Raw genomic sequence first — 26903 nt, 5'->3', positions numbered from 1 at the left:
ATATATACTAACAAAAATAAAACATTGATAAACATGAAAAGAATAAAACTTATCGGAAGTAATTTAGCATTGTTTGCTGTGTTATTGGCAACAATAGGTTGCACACGAACAACAGGTACAGAGGGCTCGGACACGTCAGAAACAAAAATCGACCACCTCATTATCAAGGAAGTATTCTATATCGGACACGAATACACCAAACTACAGAATGGGAAAATAGCTAAATATGGTGGCTATAATTTCTATGACAAAGATCAATACATCGTCATTTACAATCCTACCGACGAAGTGAAATACCTTGACGGCATGGCTCTTGCCATTCACGGCATCATACCCGGAGAACCTAAACGCGAGTTTGCACTTGGCGATGATTTTCGCGATAAGTACTTTGGAATACAGTCATTGGCCATGTTTCCCACAGACCAACAAGGCTCAGGGAAAATGTATCCTATCATGCCAGGCGAGAGTAAGGTGATTGCGGCATTTGCCATTGACCACGCTGAGACTTTCAAAGCAGAAATCAAAGAGCAGGAAAAAATGGCGAAAGAGGAGGCAACAGAAGACTATCCTTATATACCTTCGGTGTACAAAGGCATGGATGAATTCATAAACTTGAGCAAGGCAGACTTTGAGTGGACCAATGTCAACTACTTGAACAGTGAGGACCAAAAGCTGAACAACCCGCAAGTAAAAGACATGCAACCTATCTTGGTTGTCGATGATGAGCCAGTATTACAGTTTCCCACAATTCTTGCAGAGGACGTGTGCATAGCACTCATTGAGGTGCCATGGACTACTGAAGACTTCCGCGCAAACAGAAAGGAAGACAAGGCCAACAAAAAACCTGGCTATCAACACAGAATCTATACCAACAATGGTGCAGCAGGATTGGAGGTAACGGAGGTTCCAATGATGAAAGTAATTGACTGTGTTACCATTTGTCCTACAAAGCCACAGATGATTCCGTGCGAGAAAATGGACAAAGGCTACCATGGCGTAACGACTACTCCATTGAAAGCAGTACCCAATCAACAATGGAACAAATATTCAGGATTGGCAATTGCCCGTAAGTGGGATGGCAAAAAATTTGTCGACGGCAATAATTCCACACAAGACTTTGAGGTGATTTATGCCACGTTGGGCAAAAAACAAGGCAAGCCTACCATAGAGAAAGGTAATCAAAACCAGCCCAGCAAGTAATCACTTGCCCATTAACAACCATATCAAAATTCTCATACAAACATCAGTACGCAAGTTGGCACATCCTCATGTGCTACTTGCGTACTGTTTTTTTATGGCGATACGTTTTATACATTCCCCATCGAATATTGCCTAAACCCTCGGAGGTAAACCTTGCAAACTAACGAATTATCAGCCTGTGACCTACACATCAGATAGCATTTCCCTTAACAGGAAAGTGGCATTTTGGTTGCGTGCAACGCCGGGAGTGATTTTGTATGAGTAGGTTACATCCTGCCCCAACGCAATCTCGAAGCAATAATTATTAAACCGCTCGCCCTCCATTTTCGACAATTCCAAATCGTGTGTGGCAATGACACCCGTTACGGGCAATGCGGACACTGCTTGTAAAAACAGGCGCGAACCATTGAGCTTGTCAGCCGAGTTGGTTCCTTTCAATATCTCATCCAGGATAATGAGCGTTTTTGCATTGTGCCGACACGCCGTAAGAAGTTGTTTCAGACGCAGCAATTCGGCATTGAAATAAGAGATGCCATGCGCCAAATCATCGGTGGTACGCATGCTACTGAACAGGTTGTATATCGACACACGCAGCGATGTGGCAAACACGGGCATGCCGTTCATGGCCAAGATGTAGTTGATGCCCAATGCTCTGAGGAAAGTACTCTTACCTGCCATATTGGCTCCCGTAATGATATAATAGTGACGATGCTGCAATGTAAAATCGTTGCGCACTGCCTTTGCACCCAAGAAGGGGTGGTACAGTCCCACTGCCTCGTACACCATTTCCTCGCTCGCCACCACTTCTGCCCTACCCGCTTGCGGCTCGTTGTAACGAAAAGTGGCCATGCTCACCAGTCCATCCATCTCACTAATGGCATCTATCCATACAGGAACTTGACCTAAATACTGCCTTTGCCACCGCAGGAAACGACGCACCAAGAAATAATCGCTCAAGAACAACGCATCCATCAGAAAGAGTCCAAGGATGTTGCCACGCCTGTCCAAGCCGTTCAGAATGTCATTCAGCTGGTCGAACGACTGTCTTGCTCCTTGCAATACATTGACAATGGCTGCGTTTTGTGGTGTGGCAAAGGCAGTTGTCTCACTCACCTGCTGTATCAACTTTACATATACCTGCAACTGTTCGTGCAGCTTGTCAACTGCCTTACTAATGACTCTGCAAGCGCCCGAACAAACAAAAAACACACCGAAGAAATGCAAGATGCCCCACCATAAGGGCAGTTGGGCACTCACCCAGCCTGCCACGGATGCCACGACAGCTGCAAACAGTCCGACAATGAGCAGCCACGCCAGCACGAAAGTCCATCGCTTTGCTGCGAAAGTGGGTATCTGCAACGACTTAATCTCTTGCAACGCCTGGCGAATCAAGGCAGAATCAATCCTCCCGTCAGCGCCTAACGCCATGAATGTGGCTCGCCATGGTTCCATAGAAGCCAACTCATCAACAGCATCGGCACGTGCAGACCGATTGGCAACCGACGACAGTTGAGCCGCCAGCCAGTCGCTACCGCCCGTGGTCACCGTGCGGTTAATGCGCTGAAACAACGAGTCTTTCCCAAAAACATCCAAATCGAACGTAAACGGATGATGCGCATCCACGTAGCATTCTCCGTCATCGAAACACGAAAAGTCGCCCTTTAGGTAAGAGAGTTCGTGCAGATAAACCTTTCGGAGATTAGAGAAACGATGCACCTGCTCATCGTTTTTCACATCCATCAGGCGCACCAAAGCATACAACAGCAAGGAAACTGCCGACAAGACAAGGGGCAACGCGCCCCACGAAACAAGGGTATAAAGGACTAAAAAGGTCAGGAACAACAGAAAAAAGACGATTTGTCCTGCCACGAACAAACGGCTTTTTTGCTTGAGTTGAGCAATCTCATCAGCCAAATGTCGTTCTTTTTCAGTATAAAATATGGGTAGGTTTATCATCTATCAAACGTTTACTTTCAGGTAATCTGTGAGCCGCTTGTGGGCAAGCAGCGTGGACAAAGGTACGAAAAACTTGTTGATTGATAGGACAATATGGGTGGTTAAAATTGAAAAAGGCTATCCTGTTATCCAGAATAGCCTTTTCAATAGGGGGATATAGAACGTCCCTAACGTTGTGTTCTGCTTATTTTACCAATACCTTCTGTACATCGTTTCCCTTCTTGAGGAGATAAACACCGGCAGAAAGACCATCGAGCGTGGTGCCTACATACTGACCGTTGAGGTTGTAAACGGCCACTCTCTCAGATTTAGAAGCAACAACTTGGTTGATTCCAGTTACGTTTTTCTTATCGTAAACACTAACCGTTGTTTGATTTTTTGCATTTGTAATAACCGCAACCACATCCTTATTCTTGGCTACGGACACAATAGAATCGGAAGCAGCAGACTTCACAGTTCCATCAGCTGCAACCCAATAATTGAGCTGAGCCGTTAAAGAATGGTCGTCGGTCTTTTCAGCATAACCTGCCAACAGAACTTCTCCATTGTTGACGAGCATATCAAAAAGGCCTTGCGCATGATGGTTTACATCACCTTCGTCATACGCATCACCTGCAACCCAGTTAAGGGCGAGGTCGGCAGCATTGAGGGATGCCACGAACAAGGTACGCGGACCGACAGCTTGCAGGTCATTGTTGAAAGGATTGCTGGCTGCCGAAACGCCACTGACAAACAACTTGTTACCATCAAGTGCCATGGTACCAACTCGGTAGTTGTCACCTTCGGCATCGGCTTTCGTCGTGAATGCTTTTGTCACCACGTTGCTTTCGCTGATTGATGCCAATACGTAAACACGCGGCATGGTACCCTCTCCAATTTCTGTAGTAAACTCCTCTTTGCCTTTAGCCGTGTTGAGCTCTAACGTGCCATAGCCCACGAAGGCTGCATAAACGGTTCCATTGTCTACCGTAAAGTTCACGTCCATGGCATTGTACGTGCCGTCATTGGTCAATATCTCTTTAGAACCAAAGTCAGCAACCGATGTAGCACTCATCAAATCATCAGCGTTCATCGACATGATACCTACGCTATGGTTGTCTACATGCATAAAGCCGAAAGCAAAGTTGTAACGACCTTTCCAATCAACATTGTCTATCATCACGTCACCATCATGACGCAAACCCACATACACCTTACCATTGGATACGGCTAAAGCGGTAGGCTGCACCTCGGCCAGGTTATCGAAATAAGTATCTGGAGAAACAACCTCATAGTTGGTAGCCGCCTCAATGGTGCGAACCATCTTGAGGTTTCCGTCTTTGTCGTATTTGGCAATGAAGGCAGCACGACGAGTAGGCGTGAACGCCCCATCAATCTTCATACCCTTAGCGGTATTTGTTGCACCATCGACAGATTCGAATAGAACTTCTTCTGCCAATGTTCCGAGCAGATACACATTACCATCCGCATCGGTTGTAAGCGCGTGAATCAGCGAGTTACCAACCAATCCAACGGCCCAAAGCTCCTTGCCGTCGGCACTATATTTTGCCAAATAAGCCGGTGTGAGGCCATCTGGCTCAAGATATGAGCTACCGAACGTGAGATCGTTGTTATATGTACCCGTAGTGAAAACACTACCATCAGCAGCAACAGCGGTTCTGGTGCCGCCCAATTTCTTTGCTTCCGTGACAGGTGTCAGTGATTTTGACCACTTTGCAGCCTGCTTGAACACCTGGGCCTGTACTGTTATGTTTGCCACAACAGCCACGATTACTAGTAAAATCTTTTTCATACGCTAAAAATTTAAATCATGAATATTATTTGAAAATATCGCAACTCCCACTCAAAGACAGTTCATGTACCTCGGCAAAGTGTTGCCTATTTCATTAAAAACAGCTCTGAAGAATCATCATTTTGTCCACGCCTCCAAATTTGGATTGGCTGCCACAGCCTCGGCAGGGAATCGGAGTGTGTAACGAGCATCGTTATTCTTCAACTCAAAAGTTTCGTCCTTATAGGTTTTGGTCAGCGCTGGTTGCGTGGTTCTTCGCAAGTCGTCCCAACGGAAGCCCTCAAAACAAAGTTCACGAAAACGCTCAAGATAAATCTCAGTAAGCAAATCTTGCTGGTTCATTTCCTCAACTTCGGCGGTGTAAGTAGCAATGACAGAGGGCTTGTACCGCTTGTTCATCAGCTGCGTAAGATACGTCTTGGCATCGGCTAACTGGTTTAATTGTGCCGCTGCTTCGGCCGCTATCAAGTATGCTTCGGCCGATCGGAATGAGCAACGATATTCATTGCTGCCCCCTTTGAGCAGCAAATACGTTCTCGATCCCTTACGCTCCAAGTACTTGGTCTTACGCTGGTCGCCTTTTTTAAAGACTGCTATGAACTGTTGGGATGGCGTTCCCGCTTTTTTATAGCTATTGGTCATCACCTGCTCGAGTGCCACAATCGATTCAACCGACTTGTAATGATCGGGCAACAAGGCGTTAGACGCATTCAAATCTTCCAGCTCGCCATGCTGCTTGATGACCTCTTGAGCCGCAGTGAGCGCTCCTTGCCAGTCGCCTTTGTACAAACAAACGCGCGCTTTGAGTGCTTGTGCCGAAATAACATTAAAACGATAGGTTTGACCTTCGTCCCACTTCTCCACGTTAAGATACTTTTGCGCCTCAGCTATATCAGCCAAAACCTGGTCGTAAACAGCCTTCAAGCTGCTGCAATGAGGGATGGCATTGACGTCTGCCTCCAGCAAAACAGGAACGCCACGCGTTGTTTCAGGATTGACCTTGGTATAAGGTTGTGCGAACATGTTGGCCAACAAGAAATGACAATACGCCCGAAGCATATACGATTCGCCTACTAATTGGCGCACTTCAGCTTGGCTGTATCCGGTGATTTCGTTTTGGTGTTCAATGAGATAGTTGGCGATGTAGATAACATGCCAATAGCGACGCCAGTTTGGTGAGGTTGTGGTAGGCGAAGGAGCTTCATCATTCCATCGCCATATATCAAAATAGGTGTCGTAATCATTGGGGTCTGTAACAACAGGACTCAATTCCATCTCGTCGCTTCTGAGTGTCATCAGTCCCCTATCTTCTGGAAAGGTAGAGTATTCGTAGGTAAGCATGGCGCGGTATTCCTCGCCCGTCTTAGCAATCACTTTGCCCGTTGGCGTGATGTCAAGAAAGCTGTCACAACTTGTCATCAGTGCGGACAGCCCCACGCATAATATAAATATTTGAAGCTTCTTCATCATCATTCAATTTTAAAAATTCAAGTTCAAGCCAAAGATTACGCTCTTTGGAATAGGCTGAGCGAATGGATTTCCCATCGTTTCAGGATCCAAGTAGTTGGTGTAGTTGCTTGCAAAAACAAACAAGTTGCGCGCTTCCACCGACACGGACGCGTTAGCAATGCCCACGCGGTTCACCCATGTTTTCGGTAATTTGTAACCCAACCGTACGCTTTGCAGACGCATATAACTGTTGTTTCGCACCCAAGTATCCAGCATGCTGTAGGTGTTATATTCAGAATATTGAACATATTCCGGAACACGATAGCCACTCACCATCAAACGAGGGAAGGTGGTGTTGGTGTGATTGGCTGTCCATCGGTTTAAAATGTCACGATTGGTGTTCAAGCCTCTGTCATAGTTTGTAGGCGAATAAGTGGGTTGTACCCGAACTTTCATGCCTAAATTAAAGATGAAGTTCACGCCCAACTGCCAATCTTTGTATTCAAAATGGTTGATGAATCCACCCGACACCTTCGGGTCTGTCGTGCCCATGTAAGTGTAAAGGTTCCGTTGTTTTTCTGCCGACAGCGTGCTTGCTCCTGCCTTGTTCAATTTAAAAAATTCCTCAGCTGTGAGCTTTTCACCGGCTGCACCAACGAACACAGGATAACCTTCGGCATCCAATCCGGCTGTTTTGTAGGCGAAGATGGCACCCACGGGATAGCCTTCGCGCCCTGGGTAGGTGGAGTTTTCAGCCACACTTTCATTCAATATCTTATTGGTATTGAAGCCCAAGTTCAGGTTGGTGGTCCAATGAAAGTCCTTGGTGTAGATGTTTCGCGAGCCCAGCGCAATCTCCCATCCTTTGTTTTCCATGCTTGCCCAGTTGATAGTGGTTGCTGCAAAGCCTGTTTCCAAAGGCAACATACGCATGCCGATGAGGTCACTACTGCGTCGATAGTAATAGTCTACCGACAACGTAAGCGCGTTATTCAACACGGCGATGTCTGTTCCAAGGTTCACGTTCTTTGTTTTTTCCCAACGCAAGTCAGGGTTAGGGGCGGTTTCGGCCTTAATCATTTGTTCACCCTTTCCAGGCAATATCGATGTTTTGTCATACAAACCGATGAGGTACGGGGAGGTGTTTTTGTCGATGTTACCTTGTATTCCATACGATGCACGCAGTGCGAAATTGTTCAACCATTTGGCATTTTTCAGGAATTTCTCCTGATGTACGCGCCACAACGCACTGACAGAGTACAACGGCAGATAACGATATTTCTTGGCAACGCCGAACACATCCGATCCATCGAAGCGCACACTTCCGCCCAACGTATAGCGATAAAGCAGCGTGTACGAACCTGTTGCGAACCATGACACATACGCATTCTCGGCCTTGTTCTCGCGATGAAGCGGCAAACTCTCGGCCGAAACCTCGCTTGGGAAGATGACTGGATGAGTGGTCAGGGTACGTGCGTCATACCCGTATGCAGCTGAATAAATTGATTCCGAATCGATGTGTCGCACTTCCGAACCTGCCAACAGCTCCACGTCGTGTATCTTATTGAATCGGCGCGCATATTCGAGCATGGCTTTCCAAGTCCATTGCAGGCTGTTATAACTGGTGGTTTTATGGGTTCCTCCCTCGGGCAAGTACGACCGTTTGCCATCCTTGAAATCGTAAACCGTATTGAGTTTTTCCTTTCTCATGGCATAACTGTTCTCTCCGGCATACTTCTCCAGTGAGTAGTTGTCGTATTGCAAGCCAAATTGAGAAGTCAGTTTCAGGTCTTTCGTGAACTGCAATTCAGCATCAAAGATAGCCATCATCGATCGGTCTGTGCGTCGGTTGTGACTATTCTCTCGCTCTTCAAAGATATTGAAATTCAGCGATGAGGTCTCTTTTCCCTGCACGTTGGTGTCATAGTTGTATTTTCCGTCAATGAAAGGGCGGAAATATGGGTTGGCCAACCGCGAGTAATACACAGGATTGGTAAATCCGTTCGTGTCTGTGAGATAACTACTTTGCTTGCGTTGATTGGCATACACGGATGCACCCAGCTTCAAGATTTTGTTGATGCGATAGTCGGTTTTCAACGTCATGTTAAAGCGCTTGTTATCAACACCCTTCACATTTCCCTGCTCATCATAATAGCCTACCGAGGTATAGTACTTGGCACGGTCGCTACCACCCGCCACACTAGCGTTGTACTCTTGATTGAACGCGCTGCGCAACAAGATGTCATTCCAGTCGGTGTTGATGCTTCTAAGTGCGTTAATCTGCGTTTGTGCCGATGGTGACAATGCGTTCCAACCACCTTTCTTATATGCTTCTGTCTCGTTGAGTGTCTTCAGAATATTGGCTACTTCGCCCTTGTTCTCACGGAAAGTATAATCGGAACCCAACAATCCCAACTCTAAATCCACCTTTTCGTCGGCGTTCAACAAGTTCAGACGGTCAATATTCAACTTCGGGCTATAAGTATATTTGGCAGAAAAGTTAATCACTGGACGCCCTTCTTTACCCTTTTTAGTGGTAATCACGATAACGCCATTGGCGGCTCGGGCACCATAAATGGCCGTGGCGGCAGCGTCTTTCAACACCGTGATGTTCTCAATATCCGAGGGATTGATACCTGCAATGGACGTTTGATACATGTCATCGATGTCGTTCAGGTTCTCCATAGACGGGATATCCGTACCCTCCAAGGGTATACCATCCAACACCCACAGCGGTTCCTGCGTGCCATTGATGGAGGCGGTACCACGAATACGTATCTTCACTGGTGCGCCCGGTGCGCCCGAACTGCTTACCGTAGACAGTCCGGCTATCTGTCCTGCCAGGGCTTGGTCGATGTTCTTCACCGCTCCCACGGCCTTGTCAGAGATGTCAACGGTGGTGACTGCCGCCGTCAATTTGCGTCTGTCAATGCGCTGGTAACCCGTCACCACCACCTCATTGATGGAATGTGCGTCGGGCATCAACACGATTTCATAATGATTGACACCCGCTTTCAACTTAATGGTTTGCGTGGTGTAGCCAATATAACTAACGGTTATCTCCTTTGTTGACTTATCAACAGGTAGCTTAAACTTACCTTCATAGTCGGTAATGGTACCGCTACTCACCTTGCCACTACCCTTGCTGATGGTGGCTCCAATGAGCGGTTCGTCCTTGAGGTCACCGTCCTTCACAGTTCCGGTGATAATTCTTTCTTGTGCGAAGCCTTGCAAGGCGCATAGCATAAGAAGGAGTATTGTATAGATTTTCTTCATCTTGATTGTGTTATTATACTTATTTTGTTAGGCCCAAGCCTGTCTGTATGCGCAAAATCATGTCCTCATAATGGAGGCGTGCCGCCAAGTTGGCACTCCCCATACGCGTCTTCAACAGTTTCATCACACGAATCATCTCGCCACGCTTCAGGCTCAAAGCATCGCTGTTGCGGCTTACCTGTCCATTGGTGAGCATGACATTTCTTGACTTACTGCTCAAACAATTGTCACGCTCACAAGCCAAATGCCGCTGAGCATCTGCGAACATGTCGCCTTCATACAGTTTTTTGTTAATCTTCACCCCTTCATTTTCAGCCGCCGCAGTAATCAAAGCGTCAATAAAACTCTTCTGAAGATTGCGCTCCAACAAGTCGGGTGACTTGCCCGAAAGAGTAGATTTGAAGATGTGGCGGTGCAACATATCCATGAAAGTGGCTGCGGTGAAGGCCGCCTTACCATTTTCATATTCGTTTTCATACATGCGGATGATGCGCTCATTGTTCAGCAAATCCCACAGAATATAGTTCTGTTGATTTTTCAACATGTAGTTGGGCTGTTGCTCTTCAACACCCAATGGCGTCTTACGTTGTATGTAAGTCAGCTTGGAAAGCGGGGTGTCAAACAGCCATTTGGGATGGGTCAATACCTCATCCAGCAAGAACTGCAGGGCCTCGCGCTGCTTGTTTTTCTCGACAAAGTGGAACGATGTCTTCCCGTCACCAACCGTGAGGTTCTCCAAATACATGCCGCCCACATTGGCCATGACATGATATAGGTACAAACTCCACTGATAAATCACCGCCGAATAAAGATTGGAAGCCTCATCGTAGTCTTGTCCCGGTTCGCCGGTGGTGGTCCACTTGACGATGTTGGGCATGATGCGCTTGAGGTTGGCAATGCCATATCGAGCCGATTTCACGGCATCATCACCCAAATCTTCGCTCAATGCACGAGGGTCGATGGCCGTTCGTTGCGACTGCGCCTCCATGTACTTGTACAACTTGCCTGTATGTTTTTTCAAGAAATCGTTTAGCTCCTTCTTCTCATTGGTTCCCTTTGGATACCAGCGATAGGCCCACTCAATGGCCATGAGGTCGTAAGGACCGATGTTGGGTGACATCACTTTCACCCCATCACCCGGTTGGGCTACATAGTTAAAGCGGGCATAGTCCATGATGGACGCCGACGTTCCGCCCATTCGCGCGGTAAAACTTGCCGACCGAAGGGAATCGGTAGGATAGGCGTTAGACGCAATCATGTTATGACGAAGACCCAAAGAGTGGCCCACCTCGTGGCACGCTACGAAGCGCACCGCATCGCCAATGAGCTCCTCGGGCAGTCGCAAGGAGCGGGCTTCGGGGTTCTGCGCGCCCGTTTGCACCATAATCCATTCGCTGATGAGCGACTGAACGTTGTGCCACCAGATGATGTCTGCCTCTAATATCTCACCCGTCCGGGGGTCGATGACCGATGGTCCCATGGCGTTGGCCTTGGTTGATGCGGAATAGGTCAGCACCGAATAGCCCATGTCATCGCCCACCTGAGCCAAACTGTCTGTATAATCGAACACCTGCACCGCATTCTTGAAGCCGGCTCGTTCGAAAGCTTTGTTCCAGTCGGTCATACCTTTCTTTATATAGGGGCGCAAGTGTTTGGGTACGGCCTGGTCGATATAAAAAACGATGGGGGTTTGCGGTTCTACCAGTTCGCCGCGCAAATAGGCGGCGGTATCAGAAGGAACAAGACGCCAGCGCGTCACATAGTGCTTGTGTTCTACCTTGTGTTGATAATCGTCGTAACGAAGGTTTGACGTGGTAAAGAAGCCCACACGGGCATCTTCCTCACGCCCCTGCATGGGAAATTGGGGCAAGAGCGACAACGAAGAACTTACCACCACCGTAACGTTTACCTTGCTGTTGCCCTCGTGAACCGTGGTGGTTAACTCTGATATGGCTGTCACATTGTTCTTAAAAGCCTTGACATCGAGTATGCGCGACAAGTCTGTAGAGGGGCTGGTGCCCAGATTGATGTTGTTGAACACGTCGTTCAAGCAGTTCTCCTTGCCGTTGTACAAGTCGTTCACTTTAACAATCAGGGTGGAAGAGTCGCTTGGTACAGCCTCAATCTTCAAGCTGGCGAGGATGGGGTCGATGTAATTGTCCTTCACCGACTGCGCCATTGCTGCATACACGGGCACTTCGGGCGTGATGCGTTGCTGGCGAATAATGAGCCGTTTCTGCTTCTTCGCCCACTCAAACCGCACGGTTTGATTTTCATAATTGATGCCTTTGTTCACCCCTGATTCGTTCAATTCAGAGGGAACCTGCTGCAATCGGTTCACCACCAGGAACTCTCTTCCCATCAATTTGGTGGGAATCTCGTAATAAATGGTGTCGCCTTTCTTGATAACATTAAATACACCCTTCATCTCAACCGAGTCGCGTCCCGTGAGACGTTTATAGGTTGAAATGGGTTTCTCTACCGGTTTCTTCTTTTTAGTGAATGGCCAAATTTGACAGGCTGCACGCATTTCCACGGGTGTGGTTGATAACATGAAACCTGCACAGATGACTAAGAATAATGATTTATCTTTATGACGAAAAAATCTTTTAAGCATTAATTTGATAATTATTAAACAAAAAATGAAATGAGAAACTGCTATTCTATTCGCAAATTGCCTATTTACAGCTTTTCGATATATCTCATACTTTCTGTTTGCAAAATTAAACTTTTTCTTTCACAATGCCAAGATTATCACCCATAAAGAAATCTTTTCTTCTATTTTCTTGAGATAGGTCTACAGTTACTTGATCACATTTACTCGCCAAGTTACGCCAAGGTCAAGAATAGAATGTTTGTCTTGCAGATAGCCAGCAGGATTGGTATTCTTACCAAAGCAGTAACTATAGTTGGCATGTAGGCGCACTTTCTTATTTTTTAGTGGATAGTATTCTAATCCAGCACCAACGCGTGTGATTTCGGTTCCTTCATACAAAGCCAGATCAGCGCGAGGCTTGGATTGCTCGGCTTTCTGCTGATTGGCTTCGTCCATGGGAGCAGATGTCTCGGGGTTGGTGTCTACACCGGCATGATTCACGTCATAACTCGCCTTTGCCCAAAGGTTAACCTGTGGTGTAGGCTGGTAATCAACACGAGCGGTCATGGAGCAATCCTTGAAAAAGAATGTCTGTCCCGTGGTGGCGCGGTTCATGTAATCCACGCCTATTTGCAGATTGTCAGTCACATCGAAACGGTTACCAAAAGAAAGGTAGTTGATAAATTTCCCTGGCGCATACTCCATGAAGTTGACCGACCAATCGGTGTGCAAGATACCATGGTTTCCATACCATATCAGGTTGTAGGCATACATCTCGGAAGAAGCTCCACTATTTCGCTTATATACTTTCCGGAACGGGCTTTCCACCATTTGCAAGAAGAATTGGTCTTTTTTATTCGTGGTTTGATAGCCCAACCACAGTCCCCACTCGTAGCAGGGAAAGTTGTAACAGAATTCAAAGAGTTGAAAACAATCGATAGGCGCTGGATCGAACTCCCACGGTCCACATAGCACCGCCCACTTACCACCAGAGAGTGTCCAATTTTGGTTTGCGTGATAAGTAAGGAAGAGCCAGTCGGTTGCATCAAAGAAGGTATACTCCTTGTTGATGCCATTCAAACGCTGTCGGTACTTAAAAGAAAACTTTGGTGAGATGTTGCCATTGATAAGAATGTTGAAAAGATTTCCTTTAAAACCTGTTCTATCATTGTTTTTCACCCCGTCAATCGATTCACGTTGGTAGTCGGCTCGTGCCTCAACAGACAGGTTTACATGCTTTGACTCTTGCGCATAAAGCCCCATAGCATAGCATGTCAGCAAAAGCAGATATATCTTTAATTTCATAGTAGGTTTAAATTATACATCATAATTTCCGTGCAACTGTCATGCTTCTTTTCAACAAAGACATGACGGTATCAATAATTACCCGTTCGCAACAGTCCTTTCTTGTTCCACAGACCATACACTTCACTCACGGTATCAGAAGTAATAAATGTTTTAAGTCTTTCCTTACTCATGAAATCAATCAAAGTAGAAAATTCTTCTTTTGTCAACACGATTTCCAACTGTATCTGCCGCTCGTTGGTGTAGCCACCAATCACTTCGTGCAGGGTCACACCACGACGAATGGTATGAACGACAAAATCCACTATTTTCTGGTAGTCTTTGGAGATGATATACACACGAGTCTTCGAATTGATGTCCGACATGAAATGATTCAGAATCAAACCATTGAGCCAGGTTCCAATTAAGCCAATGATCACTAAACTAACAGGATTAATAGCAAAAGCGGTACAACAAATAGCACCACCTGCTACCATCACGGCAGTACCAAGCTTGATATGTAGATACTTGTTGAAAATCTTTGCAAGAATATCCAACCCACCTGTAGAAGCGTTGATACTGAACAAAATACTTTGGGAGGCACTCAGGATGAGAACGAAGCAGAGAAGGTCAAACCAAGGATTGGCAACGGCTTGTCCGGCAACGTAGGTGGTGAAGAGAGATTCATGGATAGGAACGATAGAACCGATGAAGTCAATCATGGGTCCTAATATCAACGCCGTATACACGGTCTTGGCACCAAACTCATTACCGATGAGCAGAAACGAAAGCACAAGCAGTATCGCATTAATAATAAATATCATCGTACCCACAGACACAAAAGGCAGCAACTTGGCGAGTACCAAGGATAAACCCGTAATAGAGCCAATAATGAGCTTACTGGGTATCAAGAAAAAGTACACACCAATGGCTGCAACAAACATACCCACCGTCATGATGACTAATTCAACCCAGAATTGACGAGTACAGATGATTCGTTTGATACGATTCGGTGCATTTTGTAACTTCTCAACGAAAGTCATTTCGTTTTCCTGCTTGTTATTCATAATGTTTAAATTTAAAGGTTTTCAGGTTAACTATCGAGAACTCATGGTGTTCCCAGTCGTTCTGCGCTTCTCAGCTGCCCCCTCTTTCGAATTATAAGCGGCAACAATGATTAAAACTTCGCAAATTTAATGTATTTTTATCAATACGCAAGTTTTTAGTCTATTTTTTAGTTAAAAATCTTCCCAACAAGATTGAAAAACGAAATAAAAACCCTGATGAGTACAACAAATGCTGGTTATGAATAAGAGCAAATATGCTTGGATGCCACGTTGGAAAGACAGAAACGCAATTGACGTCACTGCCTCCTCCATAAACGGTTGAGCCAACAATAACTGAACCTGTTCATCAACAGGAACCGATGGAGAGAAGTAAAAAAAAGGACTACCGCTGTAGTCCAATCTTTGTTAACCTTAAATCTAATACCATGAAAAACACGATGCAAAGATAAGGGTTATCTCATGATGTTGCAAGCAACTAAGGCTTTTCGATCCTAAATACGCACCTTTTCTTGATGTATATCAAATTACATACCAATGGATTATCGCGCATCGTTGCAGACAGCAAGAAACTATTTACCTGCGTACACGGCCCATGAACATACACAGCACTGTCACTGAAGAATGAACTATTTATCTCGAAAACCACCCGTCAAGCAGCGTATATAAAATCGGGGGTACATTGTGTGCAACGATGATTAACGCTGAATTTTATTGACAAAGTGCTTCTCATATTTCTCGTGTAGACAACCAACGTCATAGTTGGTCGCAAATACGCCAAATATGAGTGACGTTCGTAATTCATTGTTATTAAATCCGTTACATACAAATCATTTCTTTTCATTCCTATTATTACCACTACTTGCTGGCAAAAGCATGGAGATTAGCATCGAATATGCATGCTTTTAGGTTACAATGTCATGTTGATAGCACTCCAAGATGATGCTCCTAAGGGCGTAAAGTCAATGCTCTAACCTAAAAACGACGTTTATTTTGTTCAAATGAGTGTATTGTTGTCTACCGCTTGCCTATTGATTTTTTCTATTTTGAAGATTTTCAATGGTCATTTTTTGGTAAAATGAAAGGACAAAAGCAACGGATTCTCGAATCACGGACGATACGCATGCTGTCCGAAAAAGCCATAGGTGCAAAGCGTAAGCACGTTCTGCCAAAGCAGCCTGCCGAGCCACTTGGCTTGCTTACGCTTTGCTCCTGAATCAACCAACAATTTGTCCGTCGAACAGTCGCACGATGCGATGGGCGATGGAGGCGTCATGCTCGTTGTGAGTAACCATGACGATGGTGGTTCCCTCGCGATTGAGTTCGGTGAGTAGGCCCATCACCTCTGCACCATTTTTCGAGTCGAGATTACCTGTTGGCTCATCGGCGAGAATCAGTTTCGGTCCGAACACCACGGCTCTGGCGATGGCCACACGCTGCTGCTGACCTCCCGAGAGCTGATGAGGGAAATGCTTGGCGCGATGACTGATGCCCATGCGTTTCATGATGTCCTTCACTTTCTGCTTGCGCTCTGCCTTCGACATGCCAAGGTATGTCAGGGGCAGTTCGATGTTCTCTTCCACATTGAGCTCGTCGATGAGGTTGAAGCTCTGGAACACGAACCCTATCTCTCCCTTGCGCACGTCGGTGCGATCCTTCTCCTTCAGCGCCGACACTTCCTTGTCGCCTAACCAATACTTGCCGCCCGTGGGATTGTCGAGCAGTCCGAGGATGTTGAGCAGAGTTGACTTGCCACAGCCCGAAGGCCCCATGATGGCAACAAACTCCTTGTCTTCTACTTGGAACGACACATTGTTGAGCGCAATGGTCTCCACTTCTTCCGTACGGAACGATTTGCTTAAATTTTCTACTTTGATCATATTCTTAAAATATTATGGTTTTTATATGTTTTATGGTTTGTATTCCAGACAATCGGATGTTCCATTCTTACTCTTGTTTCAGATACTCCACCGGGTTGCTGTTGGCCACGCGCCAGCAGTTGATTGCCACAACGGCAACGATGATGAGCAGCACGAGGACGATTGTCACGAGGAACGGCCACACCGTCAACGCAATGCGGTTGTCATAGAGCTGCAGCCACTGTGCGGCTACCCAGTAGGCACCAACAGCCCCAATCAGTACGGCTGGAATGGCGGTGCGAAGGATGTTTAGCTGGAAGATGCGCATCACGTCGCCCACGCAAGCACCGTTCACCTTGCGGATGGCTATTTCCTTGTGACGACGGTTCACCTCGTCGCTGACATAACCAATAAGTCCCATCAGCGCAATGAAAAGCACCACAATGCCAACCGTCATCACACCGTTGCGGAAGTTGCGGGTCGCAACATACTGCATGTTCTTGAGGTTCTCCACACTCTCGACCAAGACTGTTTTGCCCGGGAAGAACCGCTGGAGCCGCGTCTGGATGTCTGTCAGCTTCTCTACGCTGAAATCGTCCAGCTGTATCAGCAGGTAATTGTTCATCCAGTTGGCCGCACGTCCGTAGAAAATCACAGAGGGTCTGTCCCTCCCATTGTTCTCTGCACTGCCCAGATGAATGTCACGATAGACGCCTACGATGGTCAGTAAATCTTTGTTTTCGTTGCCGCTATGCTCACTGATAATCACCTTCCGACCCACCACGTCGTCCCATCCACGCAGTTTTTTCATCATAGAGGCAAAGTCCTGACTCACCATTACTTGCTTGAGGCTGTCGCTGCCCGATGCGAAGACACGGCCTGCGACAACAGGAATCTGCAGCATATCAAAGTAATGGTCGGCGACAGTGAAGAGATCGGCGATATTGAACAGTTGTGATTCTTCCCCTGGAACAGTTACGTTGTTACCACTCATACCATAGAATGGGAACGTATTGCACGCCGACACCTGACGCACGCCGCTCATACGGCCTACCTCGTCGTATGCCGTCTGCCGTTCATCGGGCTGCAATGCGGTGATGTTAACTGATGCGAGACCGGTACACTGATAGCCCAAGTCAAAGCCAACCGTATGCCTATACTGCATGCTGACAATGAAAAGCAGACCTAAAAGGAAGCTCACCATGGCAAACTCAAGCCCCAGGAGTGCCACCTTCCAGCGACGCCTGGCCTCAACATAGCCATGAAATGCAATGGTCACGGGCATGCGGTTGTAAAGCCATCCGGGTACGATACCACCCACAAAGAGCACCATCAACGCAATCAAAAGCAAAATCCACGCACCACGGTTGAATACCAACACAGAGAGCGGAGCCGACAACAACTGTTCGATTGTGCCATGGCAAGCCCACAACAGAGCTGCTCCTAACATGAGGGATAGCACGAGATGCAGGCACACTTCGCTGAAGGTGATGCTGTAGACGGCACCTTGTCCGGCACCATAGCATTTTCGTACCGCCATCTCACGGGCACGACTGACCAAATTGCCAACCACAATCAGCACATAGTTGAGTATCGAGACCGAAAGCAGGATGATGACCAGGAGCGACAGAATCCAGAACATTTGGCGCACATTGTCCGCCTCCGTGTAATAGCGGGATATGGGGGTTAGCTTGTAAGTGAGCCACGTGCCGGACTTTCGCAGCTCCTGGACGGGATAATGTGTCTGTATCATGCGGTGTATAAGGGGCTTCAACGAATCGGGAGAAGTACCTTTCCTGAGACGCACAAAACTGATGTAACGGTCGTTACCGACCAGGTTATCCTGACCGTCGTAGCTAAAATTCTTCTGCGTCTTCATTGATCCGATCACATCATAGTTGTGGAACGTTGAGTTGTGAGGATAATCCTCGTAGACGCCCACGATGGTCAGCTTCAGGCCAGGCATATCCTTCGACTGGATATGCCGACCCACAACGTTGCCGCCCAAGCGCTCTGCCGTCGAACGATTCACCACACAACAGAACGGTTCCGTGAGTGCTCGGTCGGCATCACCTTCAAGGATGCGGGCCGGAAACATGCGGAAGAAGCAGCTGTCGGCAAAGTAGACATCGGCACGGACACGTACTTTGTCATCAGTCTCCACCTCTCCATCGGTCACGATTGGATTGGTGCGCGTAGCCAGTTCCACCTGTGGAATGGTTCGTTTCATCATCGGTGCCACGCCGCCCGACGTATTAAAGCCCTCCGTGAACTCCTGCGCTTTCATCTTGAAGCCCTCGGTCACACGGCAGATACGGTCGTAATCGGGATAACTCTGGTCGAAAGTCTGTTCGTAATAAATCTCGGCAATGATAACCGCACTGACACTCAATCCGAGCGCCAAACATAGAATCTTGGCCACATTGTGCTGCCTGCGGCGGAATAGATTGCGCCAAGCCATGCGGCAAGACTGTTGAATAAGATGCAACATAGTATAGATGATTAATGTAATACGTAAATATCCGAAGACCCTGATTTATCCAATTGTCGTTGGACAGGGTTGCCTTTGATGCGGATGTCGCTCGAGCCGGAGGCTTTGGCACTGACGGAACGGGTGGCGAAGCAATAGACATCCGACGAGCCGGAGCATGTGGCCGACACGTCTTTCGCCTTGAGATCGTAGGCTCTCACATCGGAAGAACCGGAACAGGTATATACGGCATTCGACACTTTACCAGCCAAACGAGCATCGGAAGAACCCTGCAACCGAACTTCCAAGCTGTTGGCCGTCAGCTGATTGACCTTGACATCACTCGAACCGCGTGCCTCCAACCGCACTGCCGAGGCATTGAGCGACCGAATGAGCACATCACATGCGCCAGAAACTTTGACCGACTGCAAGTTGGGTGACTGCACATAAACCGTGAGGTGATAATTGCCTGAATGAATGCCGGGGTTAGGTTTTTGCTTGATGGTTAGCACTTGACTGCGCACTTCCATCTGCAACTTCGGCAGCATGTCAGGCGAACCTACCGCCTTTACACGGTAGTTTTGATTGTTACTCTGCACAAACTCTACATTGATGGCTCCGGAGACTTCGATTGCCGAGAAATCTCTCAGCGTGTAAGCTCTACTTTCGTCATTTGCAGCCTCGTATGAGTTGGCTTGTACAACGATACATGATGACAGCAAGAAAAGGACAGCTGTCATGCAAAAAAAGATTTTCTTTTTCATATTTATTCTTGTTTAATGTTCTTGACGGGGTTCTCGTTGCTGGCCATGTAGCTCTGAATGGCCACAGCGCAGAACGAGATAAGCAGCACGAGGATGCCGGCAACGATAATCCAAGGCCACCACACGATGCGGTAACTGTACCGGCTAATCCATTCGCTGATAATATACCAGATGACGGGCACGCTGATGACGAAGGCGACTGCCACATATTGGAGGAAGGTGCGGATGAGATCTCGGCGGATTCGGTTGCTCGTGGAGCCGAACACCTTGCGGATGGCAATCTCCTTGCTGCGCTGCTGAATGAAGTAAGTGGACATGGCGACAAGTCCCAACAGCGAGATGACGATGGCGATGAAAGCAAAGAGGGCGATAATCTTTGAAAGTCTCAACTCCGACTCAAACACCGATTCAATGCTCTTGTCAACGAACGGATGTGCCTGGTTTAGCTCCTCATGGAACACCTCTTTATATATGCGCTGTATCTCCTTGTAGGTTTTAGCGGGATTTCCCTCAAACTGAATCGTAACGTTCCATGGGTTCTCCACCTTGTCCTTGATGCAGAGCAACAGCGGATAAACTTTGGTCTCCGTGATGTTGCGCAGTCGGAAAACGTTGAGAATGCCACCAAACGCCGCATTATCCGGGAAAAGAAAGAATTTTGTTTGTTTGTAGAAATCACTCATGTGACTGTCCGTGGACTTCATCTTCAAATCACCCACTGCCTGGTCATTGAGATAAATGACGGGTCGATGTCCCACGTGATTGTCATGTTTTAGCGACAGCCCATACACCTTCAGATAGTTGGGGTCGCCGATGAGCATTTGGAAGGAATAGACCTTGTCCTTTCCCGTCACCGTATTGTTGTTGCCGCCGTCCTGCGGGGTACCATCAGAACAGGACACTAATTTCACTCCCGAAACCTGCTTCACCTTGTTGAGGAACACCGGGAAGTTCGTGCTGCTGAAAGCATCTCCTTGATAGAGGCAAATCAGGTTCTTCGTGTTGAAACCCAATGGTGCGTTCACAAGGTGCAGCATTTGCAGCGACATGATGGTGGCACAGGCGAGCATCACGATGGTGATGATGTTCTGAACCACGATGAACACCCTGCCCAGCACCATCTTCGTGCGGTGCCGAAAGGTTCCCCTCACCACCTCAATGGGCTTGGCTTTCGACAAGACGTAGGCGGGGAAGATGCCCGAGATGAAGCCGACGAGCAGCGTAAAGGCAAGCAACAGGCCGATGACGGCAGGTGTTGCGAGCACACGCATGTCCATGGTGGTGCTGAGCAAGCAACCAGTCATTGGGGCGAAAGCCAGCGCAAGCGACACTGCTACCAGCAGGGAGATGAAACAGAGCGTTGAGCTTTCTATCATCAGCCGCAGGATGATGTGCTTGCGTTTTGCACCAAAGAGACGTCGTGCCGCCATCTCCCGCGCACGATAGCCCGATTGCGCCACCGTGAGGTTGATGTAGTTCATGATGGCAAAGAGCAGCACCACCAAGCCCACAATGAAAAGCAGGTTGACCAGTCGGCTGTTTCCGGTGCGCAAGTTGTCGTTGTAGCTCTCGTAACCAGAGAAATATATTTTGTTCAGCGGCACCAAGAACGGTCTGCAATAGAAGGGCACCTTGTCGAAATCAGGCCAGAACGAGTGAATGAATTTGCCGAACTCTTTCTCTCGCCCCATCATCTTTGCACCCTTTCTCACTTGCAGGAAGATGCTTGCACCCGAAAAATTCACTGCCTTGGGGAAAGACTCGTCCATATTCGCCGTGTTGTGATACCATTCCCAGGAGAAGTCGATGATCATTTCAACGTTCTTGTTGATAATCGTATTGTCGAAATCCTCCACCACGCCGGTGACATGATACCGAATGCTGTCGTTCCATGTAATCTCGCGACCGAGCACTTCCTCCGTGCCAAACCATTTATTGGCAAACCGCTTGGTGACGACCACGTTGTTCCGGTCGTTCAGACAGGTCTGCCTGTCGCCCTGCAGCAGCTTGAAATCGAACATGGAGAAGAAGGTGGAATCGGTCTCCAACACCGTTGCCTTGTAGAACTCATCTCCCTTTTGCAGCCGCATGTCTGAGACGACAAAGCCACAGGTGTTTTCTATTTCCGGATAATTTTTGCGGAAACGACTCAGTAGGGCATGGTGGAATCCAAGTACCTTTTCATGGTCTTCATAGAAGTCGAGCCCCATCGCATAGATGCGGTCGCCCTTGCTGTGCTGGCGGTCGACACTCTTCTCCTGCCAGGTATAGACGCCGATGAGCAGCACGAACATGAGCGAGATGCTCAGTCCGAACACGTTGATGGCGGTATACACCTTGTTCCGCGACAGGAAGGTGAAATAAGATTTGAGATTGAATAGCTGTTTCATAATTGCGTCTTTTTTCGATAATAGACCTGAGAAACTTACCTCTTTCGGCGTTACTCTACTCTTGCTTGATATTCTTTACCGGGTTCTCATTACTTGCCATATAGCTCTGAACGGCCACAGCGCAGAACGAGATGAGCAGCACGAGGATGCCAGCTACGATGATCCACGGCCACCACACGATACGGTAACTGTACTGGCTGATCCATTCGCCTGCAAAATACCAGATGACGGGTACGCTGATAATGAAAGCAACGCCCACATATTGAAGGAAGGTGCGGATGAGGTCACGGCGGATTCGGTTGCTCGTGGAGCCAAACACTTTGCGGATGGCAATCTCCTTGCTGCGCTGCTGAATGAAGTAGGTGGACATGGCGACAAGTCCCAACAGCGAGATAAGAACGGCAAGGAACGAGAAGATGGTGAGGATGCGCACGATGCGGGTCTGTTCCTTATACACCTCGGCTATCTTCTGATTGAGGTAAGGCGACTCCTGCGCCAAATCCTCATGATAAACTTTCTTGTAAGTCTCCTGCACCAGTCGGTAGGCTTCTTGCTCGTCGCCTTCCACCTTGATGAGTACATTGTTCGCAAAGTCGTCGTGCGTGATTTGGTCGAACAGGTAAACCACTGTCACCTGATCGTCAGCGTTGTCCATATCAATGGTGTAAAGATGGAAATCATTCAGAATGCCGTTGATTTGCTCACGCTCGTAAGTCTCATTATAGCGGAATGCCCTTTCATCAGGTTTCAACTGCATTACCGAGTGGAAGTTGGGCGACACAAAGAGCTTGGCGGAATCGCTCTGCGCAAATTGCTTCTTCACCTCGATGCCCAGCAAAGGCAGGTAATCCTTGTCCGCATAGAAGCGTTGGCAGCGCACTGCCTTCTTGCCAATGTAAGCCATCTGGTTGAATCCGCCCAAGAGGGGCGAGCACAAGCAGACGGAAACCTTCTTGACTGGTGTCAGTTGTTGCAAGTTTTTCTTAAACAGATTGGCCTTGCGGGCATCCTGCGGAACACCGATTTCCATCACGCCCCGGGTGTCATAGCCCAACGGGGCATTGATGAGGTGCCGTATCTGTCGACTGCCAATGAGTGCTACGGCAATGAAAATGATGGTGATGGCGTTTTGCACCACGATGAACACCTTACTGAATAGCATCTTTGTCTGGCGGCGGAAGGTGCCGCGCACCACGTCGATGGGTTTCACGCGCGATTGGATGACCGCCGGCAGAACTCCCGCCAACATACCTACTGCCAGCACAATGCCTACCAACAACAACAGGTTGATGGGGCTGAACAGCTCGGCGATGGTGATGTGGGTGTCCAACAACTGACAGGTATAAGGAATGGAAGCCCATGCCAACAACACAGAAAGAACAACTGAGCAGCAGCAAAGGCACACGCTTTCGATGACCAACCGCCAGAGGATGTCGCTCTTCCGACTGCCCAACAGCCTTCTTGTCGCCATTTCCTTAGAGCGATTGCCCGACAGGGCGACCGTCAGGTTGATGTAGTTCATCACCGAGAACACCAAGATGATGATACCGATAATGAAAATGAGATAAACCAAGCCGCCCTTTCCGCGCTGGCATACGTTGGAAAAGTATTCTGAAAAATAGCTCTCACTGAATGGTATCAGGCGGAACTTGCATTCAATCTTGAAATTTTCTTTGTATATCTTTGGTAAAATACGGTTAACATTATTTTCCAGTGCGCCGATATCTGTGCCTGGTCTCAAACTCAACACCACATCCGGACTGCCGAAATTGCCGTCGATCTTAAAGAGCCAAGGTATGCGTTCGCGCAGCAGTTCGTACCGCCCGATGATGTCACAGTCGGGGAAAGAGGTTCCGCTCATGTTCTCATAGATGCCCCTTACATACACTTTCCGGTTCTCTACCGTCAACACCTTGCTCATTGCATTGCCGTTGCGGAACAGCATCTGCGCCAACTTACGGGAAATCACCACGTCGGTCAGTCCGTTCAGGGCCGTGGCGGCATCACCTTCTGCAAGCGGTTGATTGAACATGGAGTAGAACGTGGAGTCGGTGTACATCATGGTCACTTTCACATTGTCCTCGTCGGCCGTTGTCACATGTTGTTCACGGTTGATGTGGAAAGCACAGCCTTTTTCTATTTGTGGCAGTTGCTTTTGCAGCACTCTGATGATTTCGCGCGATGTTCCGCTCATCTTGTCGGAACTAAAATCACAGCCCAACAAATAGAGCCGGTCCACATTGGCGATGCTCTTGTCGATGCCCGTTTCGTGCTGATAGTACAGACCAATGAGGATAACGAACGCAAAGCTAATGCCCAGTCCGAACACGTTGATGGCGGTGTACACCTTGTTTCTCGACAGGAAGGTGAAATAAGATTTGAGATTAAACAGTTGTCTCATTTTTATTGATTGTCTTTGATATGGTTTACAGGATTCTCATTCGCGGCAATTCGGCTTTGGAAATATACCGCCGTCAGAGAGAGGAGCATACATACCGCACCTGCAGCAAGATAGATCCATGGTGAAAGCGAGATGCGATAATTATAGTTGGAGAGCCAATGCGTCATGATGAAATGAATGACAGGCACGGCTATGGCAAATGCCACCAACACATAGACGGCGAATGTGCGCAGTAGCTTCATGAGGATTTGTCGGTTGTTGCTTCCGAACACCTTGCGCACGGCGATTTCCTTATAGCGTTGCTGAATGAAATACAGACTCATGGCAATCAACCCCAACAGAGAGATGACGATGGCAATAAAGGCAAACAGCATGACAATCTTTGAAAGACGAATCTCTTTGTCAAAGAACATTTGCAGTTGTTGGTCCACGAAAGGCTTTTCAGCTTCCACTTCCTCTTTGAACACCTCTTTATAGATTTTTCTTATCTGCTCGTATCCCGCCATAGGATCGCCGGTGATTTTCATCACGAAATGCCACGGACGTAAGACTTCTTTATGGTAGATCCACACGCCTATGGGGTGTATCTCGCTGGTGATGTTTCCAATCCGGAAATCTCTAAGCACGCCTCTGATAGGAGTCTTTTTCCTGGAAGGACCCAAATCAATGTATCTTGCGTCGGGTTTCAAGCCAACTTCCTGAAGGGTATGCTGGGTGACGTAAATGCCTTCTTGGGATGCCAAGTGATAATCTTTTACAAGTTGAAGCCCCAACACCTTGAAGTAATTCTCATCGCCCCCGAACATTTGGAAACTGAGCGTACGCCCGTTAATCTCCATCGTCTGGTTGTTTCCCCAGTCCAACGGGATGCCTTGACAAGCGGTGATGCCCTTAACAAAAGGTAAATGAGCTACACGTGACTTGAATTGTTCGATGGGCACACTGTCCGCTGAGGGGTTTTCGATTTTGATCAGGTTGTCGGTATCGTAGCCCAACGGAGCCGATAAGAGATGGTGGGTCTGCAAACCGATGGTCAATGAGCAAGCCAACAACAAGATGGTTGCCGCACTTTGCAAGATGATGAACAGTTTGCTGAATCCCATTTTCACATGGGTGCGAAACGTTCCACGAACCACATCGATGGGTTTCGAGCGTGAAATGAATACAGCGGGGAGCATACCTGCCAGTATGCCTACCATTAAGACGAACGCAAAGATGACGAGCAGATTGGTTGGGCTGAACAGGTGAGCCATGTTGATTTCGGTTACCAGCAACTTGTCGGCATACTTTACAAACGCGAATGCCAAGCCAATGGCGATGAGCAGGGAACACAAACACATGACAATACTTTCCAATATCAGCCTTTCCATGATGTGTTTTCGCTGACTGCCAAAGAGACGTCGGGTAGCCATCTCTCTTGCTCGCCTGCCGGATTGTGCCACCGTGAGGTTGATATAGTTGAAAACGGAGAACAGAAGAATCATGATTTCTACCGCAAACAGCATGTTGACAAGTTTCCGGTCGCCTCGCGATGTTGCACCCGACGAGCTTCCTATCTCTGAAAAATAGAGTTGCTTGAGCGGAACAAAGACCATCTTGGTTTTGACACCGGGCATCTGGTACAGCCAGTTTACATCTTTCATGAACTTGTCGATATCCTTGCCTTTCGTCCTGATATCATGATGGGGCTTCATCAGAAACATCAATTCCGCACCCGTGGCGTTGTTCATGTACTCGCTGGTCATCCCCGGATTGATTCCCTTTACGTTCTCGAAACGCGCGATAACGTCGGCGCCGTCAATGCTTGAGCCTTCCATCTTGCGTGCCACGCCCGTAATGACCAGGCGAACGGTATCAGAATAAACCAAGGGCTTGCCTATCGGATCAACATTGCCGTAGAGCTGCCGGGCAGTTTCCTCGGTCACCACTGCGCTATTCACTGCATCCAACACATGGTTGCGATCGCCTCGAACCAGCTCAAAATCGAAGATACGATAGAAAGTAGAATCCGTGAAAAGAATCCGTTTCATCACTTTCTCGGTGGTGGGCAAGTTCAATTTAAAATTGGAACTAACCAACGCGCAACTGCTTTCTATCTCTGGGTACCGCTGTTTCAGGTGCTTCTGTATATACCAGTGTGAGCCGGTGGTGGCTTCTTTCTGCCCGTTGTGCTCCATATCATAGCCTTGCGCATAGATACGGTCGGCCTTGCTGTGCATGGTATCGACGGCGTATTCCTGTTGGGTGTACAAGCCGATGATGATGACGAACATCAGGCTTATTGACAGTCCGAACACGTTGATGGCGGTGTACACCTTGTTCCTCGACAGGAAGGTGAAATAGGATTTGAGATTGAATAGTTGCTTCATGACTTATTTGTTTGTTATTTCGGTGCCAATATG

Annotated in this window: 14 protein-coding genes; 1 reads left to right on the top strand and 13 read right to left on the bottom strand. The window is 47.8% G+C overall.

The genetic code is table 11. The annotated features are described in order from the left end of the window. Window positions 1–33: 33 nt before the first annotated feature. The gene (locus HMPREF0650_RS07590) at window positions 34–1200 is read left to right on the top strand and encodes a DUF4876 domain-containing protein (protein ID WP_004349723.1); all 1167 of its coding nucleotides are present in this window, start codon (window positions 34–36) and stop codon (window positions 1198–1200) included. 183 nt (window positions 1201–1383) lie between these two features. Here HMPREF0650_RS07590 and HMPREF0650_RS07585 read toward each other — a convergent pair whose 3' ends face one another. From HMPREF0650_RS07585 to HMPREF0650_RS07520, 13 genes are all read right to left on the bottom strand, one after another. Then, window positions 1384–3156, bottom strand: coding sequence for a MutS-related protein (locus HMPREF0650_RS07585; RefSeq protein ID WP_040562845.1), 1773 nt, complete (start codon window positions 3154–3156; stop codon window positions 1384–1386). 184 nt (window positions 3157–3340) lie between these two features. Continuing rightward, window positions 3341–4948: a hypothetical protein gene (locus HMPREF0650_RS07580; protein WP_004349720.1), complete on the bottom strand. Its 1608-nt coding sequence runs from the start codon at window positions 4946–4948 to the stop codon at window positions 3341–3343. 117 nt (window positions 4949–5065) lie between these two features. Then, window positions 5066–6421, bottom strand: coding sequence for a RagB/SusD family nutrient uptake outer membrane protein (locus tag HMPREF0650_RS07575; RefSeq protein WP_004349719.1), 1356 nt, complete (start codon window positions 6419–6421; stop codon window positions 5066–5068). A 6-nt stretch (window positions 6422–6427) separates the two neighbouring features. Next, a complete protein-coding gene (locus HMPREF0650_RS07570) occupies window positions 6428–9673 on the bottom strand; it encodes a SusC/RagA family TonB-linked outer membrane protein (protein ID WP_004349718.1) in 3246 nt (1081 codons plus the stop codon). 19 nt (window positions 9674–9692) lie between these two features. Further along, window positions 9693–12227: a zinc-dependent metalloprotease gene (locus HMPREF0650_RS07565; RefSeq protein WP_040562842.1), complete on the bottom strand. Its 2535-nt coding sequence runs from the start codon at window positions 12225–12227 to the stop codon at window positions 9693–9695. A 249-nt stretch (window positions 12228–12476) separates the two neighbouring features. Beyond that, complete coding sequence (locus tag HMPREF0650_RS07560) at window positions 12477–13574, bottom strand: porin (RefSeq protein WP_004349715.1); 1098 nt, start codon at window positions 13572–13574, stop codon at window positions 12477–12479. 71 nt (window positions 13575–13645) lie between these two features. Next, the gene (locus tag HMPREF0650_RS07555; RefSeq protein WP_004349714.1) at window positions 13646–14620 is read right to left on the bottom strand and encodes a YitT family protein; all 975 of its coding nucleotides are present in this window, start codon (window positions 14618–14620) and stop codon (window positions 13646–13648) included. 1214 nt (window positions 14621–15834) lie between these two features. Continuing rightward, window positions 15835–16497 carry an ABC transporter ATP-binding protein gene (locus HMPREF0650_RS07545; RefSeq protein WP_004349712.1) on the bottom strand — a complete coding sequence of 221 codons (663 nt, stop codon included), beginning with the start codon at window positions 16495–16497 and terminating at the stop codon, window positions 15835–15837. A gap of 67 nt (window positions 16498–16564) precedes the next feature. Continuing rightward, the gene (locus HMPREF0650_RS07540) at window positions 16565–18937 is read right to left on the bottom strand and encodes an ABC transporter permease (protein WP_004349710.1); all 2373 of its coding nucleotides are present in this window, start codon (window positions 18935–18937) and stop codon (window positions 16565–16567) included. Between the two features lie 41 nt (window positions 18938–18978). Beyond that, on the bottom strand, window positions 18979–19710 hold the full coding sequence (locus HMPREF0650_RS07535) for a head GIN domain-containing protein (RefSeq protein WP_245543476.1): 732 nt from the start codon (window positions 19708–19710) through the stop codon (window positions 18979–18981). 2 nt (window positions 19711–19712) lie between these two features. Beyond that, window positions 19713–22100 carry an ABC transporter permease gene (locus HMPREF0650_RS07530; protein ID WP_004349706.1) on the bottom strand — a complete coding sequence of 796 codons (2388 nt, stop codon included), beginning with the start codon at window positions 22098–22100 and terminating at the stop codon, window positions 19713–19715. Between the two features lie 55 nt (window positions 22101–22155). Continuing rightward, window positions 22156–24501: an ABC transporter permease gene (locus tag HMPREF0650_RS07525; protein ID WP_004349705.1), complete on the bottom strand. Its 2346-nt coding sequence runs from the start codon at window positions 24499–24501 to the stop codon at window positions 22156–22158. A 2-nt stretch (window positions 24502–24503) separates the two neighbouring features. Further along, entirely contained in the window at window positions 24504–26870 is a 2367-nt protein-coding gene (locus HMPREF0650_RS07520) for an ABC transporter permease (RefSeq protein WP_004349704.1), read from the bottom strand. Between the last annotated feature and the right edge of the window lie 33 nt (window positions 26871–26903).

The sequence above is a fragment of the Hoylesella buccalis ATCC 35310 genome, assembly GCF_000177075.1.
Taxonomy (GTDB): domain Bacteria; phylum Bacteroidota; class Bacteroidia; order Bacteroidales; family Bacteroidaceae; genus Prevotella; species Prevotella buccalis.
This window is presented reverse-complemented; position numbering and strand designations above follow the sequence as displayed.

What these genes read in the sequence shown, in the direction of transcription:
- HMPREF0650_RS07590 (WP_004349723.1), top strand. Translation starts at nt 34, where the DNA reads ATGAAAAGAATAAAACTTATCGGAAGTAATTTAGCATTGTTTGCTGTG.
- HMPREF0650_RS07535 (WP_245543476.1), bottom strand. Translation starts at nt 19,710, where the DNA reads ATGAAAAAGAAAATCTTTTTTTGCATGACAGCTGTCCTTTTCTTGCTG.
- HMPREF0650_RS07575 (WP_004349719.1), bottom strand. Translation starts at nt 6,421, where the DNA reads ATGATGATGAAGAAGCTTCAAATATTTATATTATGCGTGGGGCTGTCC.
- HMPREF0650_RS07580 (WP_004349720.1), bottom strand. Translation starts at nt 4,948, where the DNA reads ATGAAAAAGATTTTACTAGTAATCGTGGCTGTTGTGGCAAACATAACA.
- HMPREF0650_RS07585 (WP_040562845.1), bottom strand. Translation starts at nt 3,156, where the DNA reads ATGATAAACCTACCCATATTTTATACTGAAAAAGAACGACATTTGGCT.
- HMPREF0650_RS07565 (WP_040562842.1), bottom strand. Translation starts at nt 12,227, where the DNA reads ATGTTATCAACCACACCCGTGGAAATGCGTGCAGCCTGTCAAATTTGG.
- HMPREF0650_RS07540 (WP_004349710.1), bottom strand. Translation starts at nt 18,937, where the DNA reads ATGGCTTGGCGCAATCTATTCCGCCGCAGGCAGCACAATGTGGCCAAG.
- HMPREF0650_RS07520 (WP_004349704.1), bottom strand. Translation starts at nt 26,870, where the DNA reads ATGAAGCAACTATTCAATCTCAAATCCTATTTCACCTTCCTGTCGAGG.
- HMPREF0650_RS07530 (WP_004349706.1), bottom strand. Translation starts at nt 22,100, where the DNA reads ATGAAACAGCTATTCAATCTCAAATCTTATTTCACCTTCCTGTCGCGG.
- HMPREF0650_RS07560 (WP_004349715.1), bottom strand. Translation starts at nt 13,574, where the DNA reads ATGAAATTAAAGATATATCTGCTTTTGCTGACATGCTATGCTATGGGG.
- HMPREF0650_RS07555 (WP_004349714.1), bottom strand. Translation starts at nt 14,620, where the DNA reads ATGAATAACAAGCAGGAAAACGAAATGACTTTCGTTGAGAAGTTACAA.
- HMPREF0650_RS07525 (WP_004349705.1), bottom strand. Translation starts at nt 24,501, where the DNA reads ATGAGACAACTGTTTAATCTCAAATCTTATTTCACCTTCCTGTCGAGA.
- HMPREF0650_RS07545 (WP_004349712.1), bottom strand. Translation starts at nt 16,497, where the DNA reads ATGATCAAAGTAGAAAATTTAAGCAAATCGTTCCGTACGGAAGAAGTG.
- HMPREF0650_RS07570 (WP_004349718.1), bottom strand. Translation starts at nt 9,673, where the DNA reads ATGAAGAAAATCTATACAATACTCCTTCTTATGCTATGCGCCTTGCAA.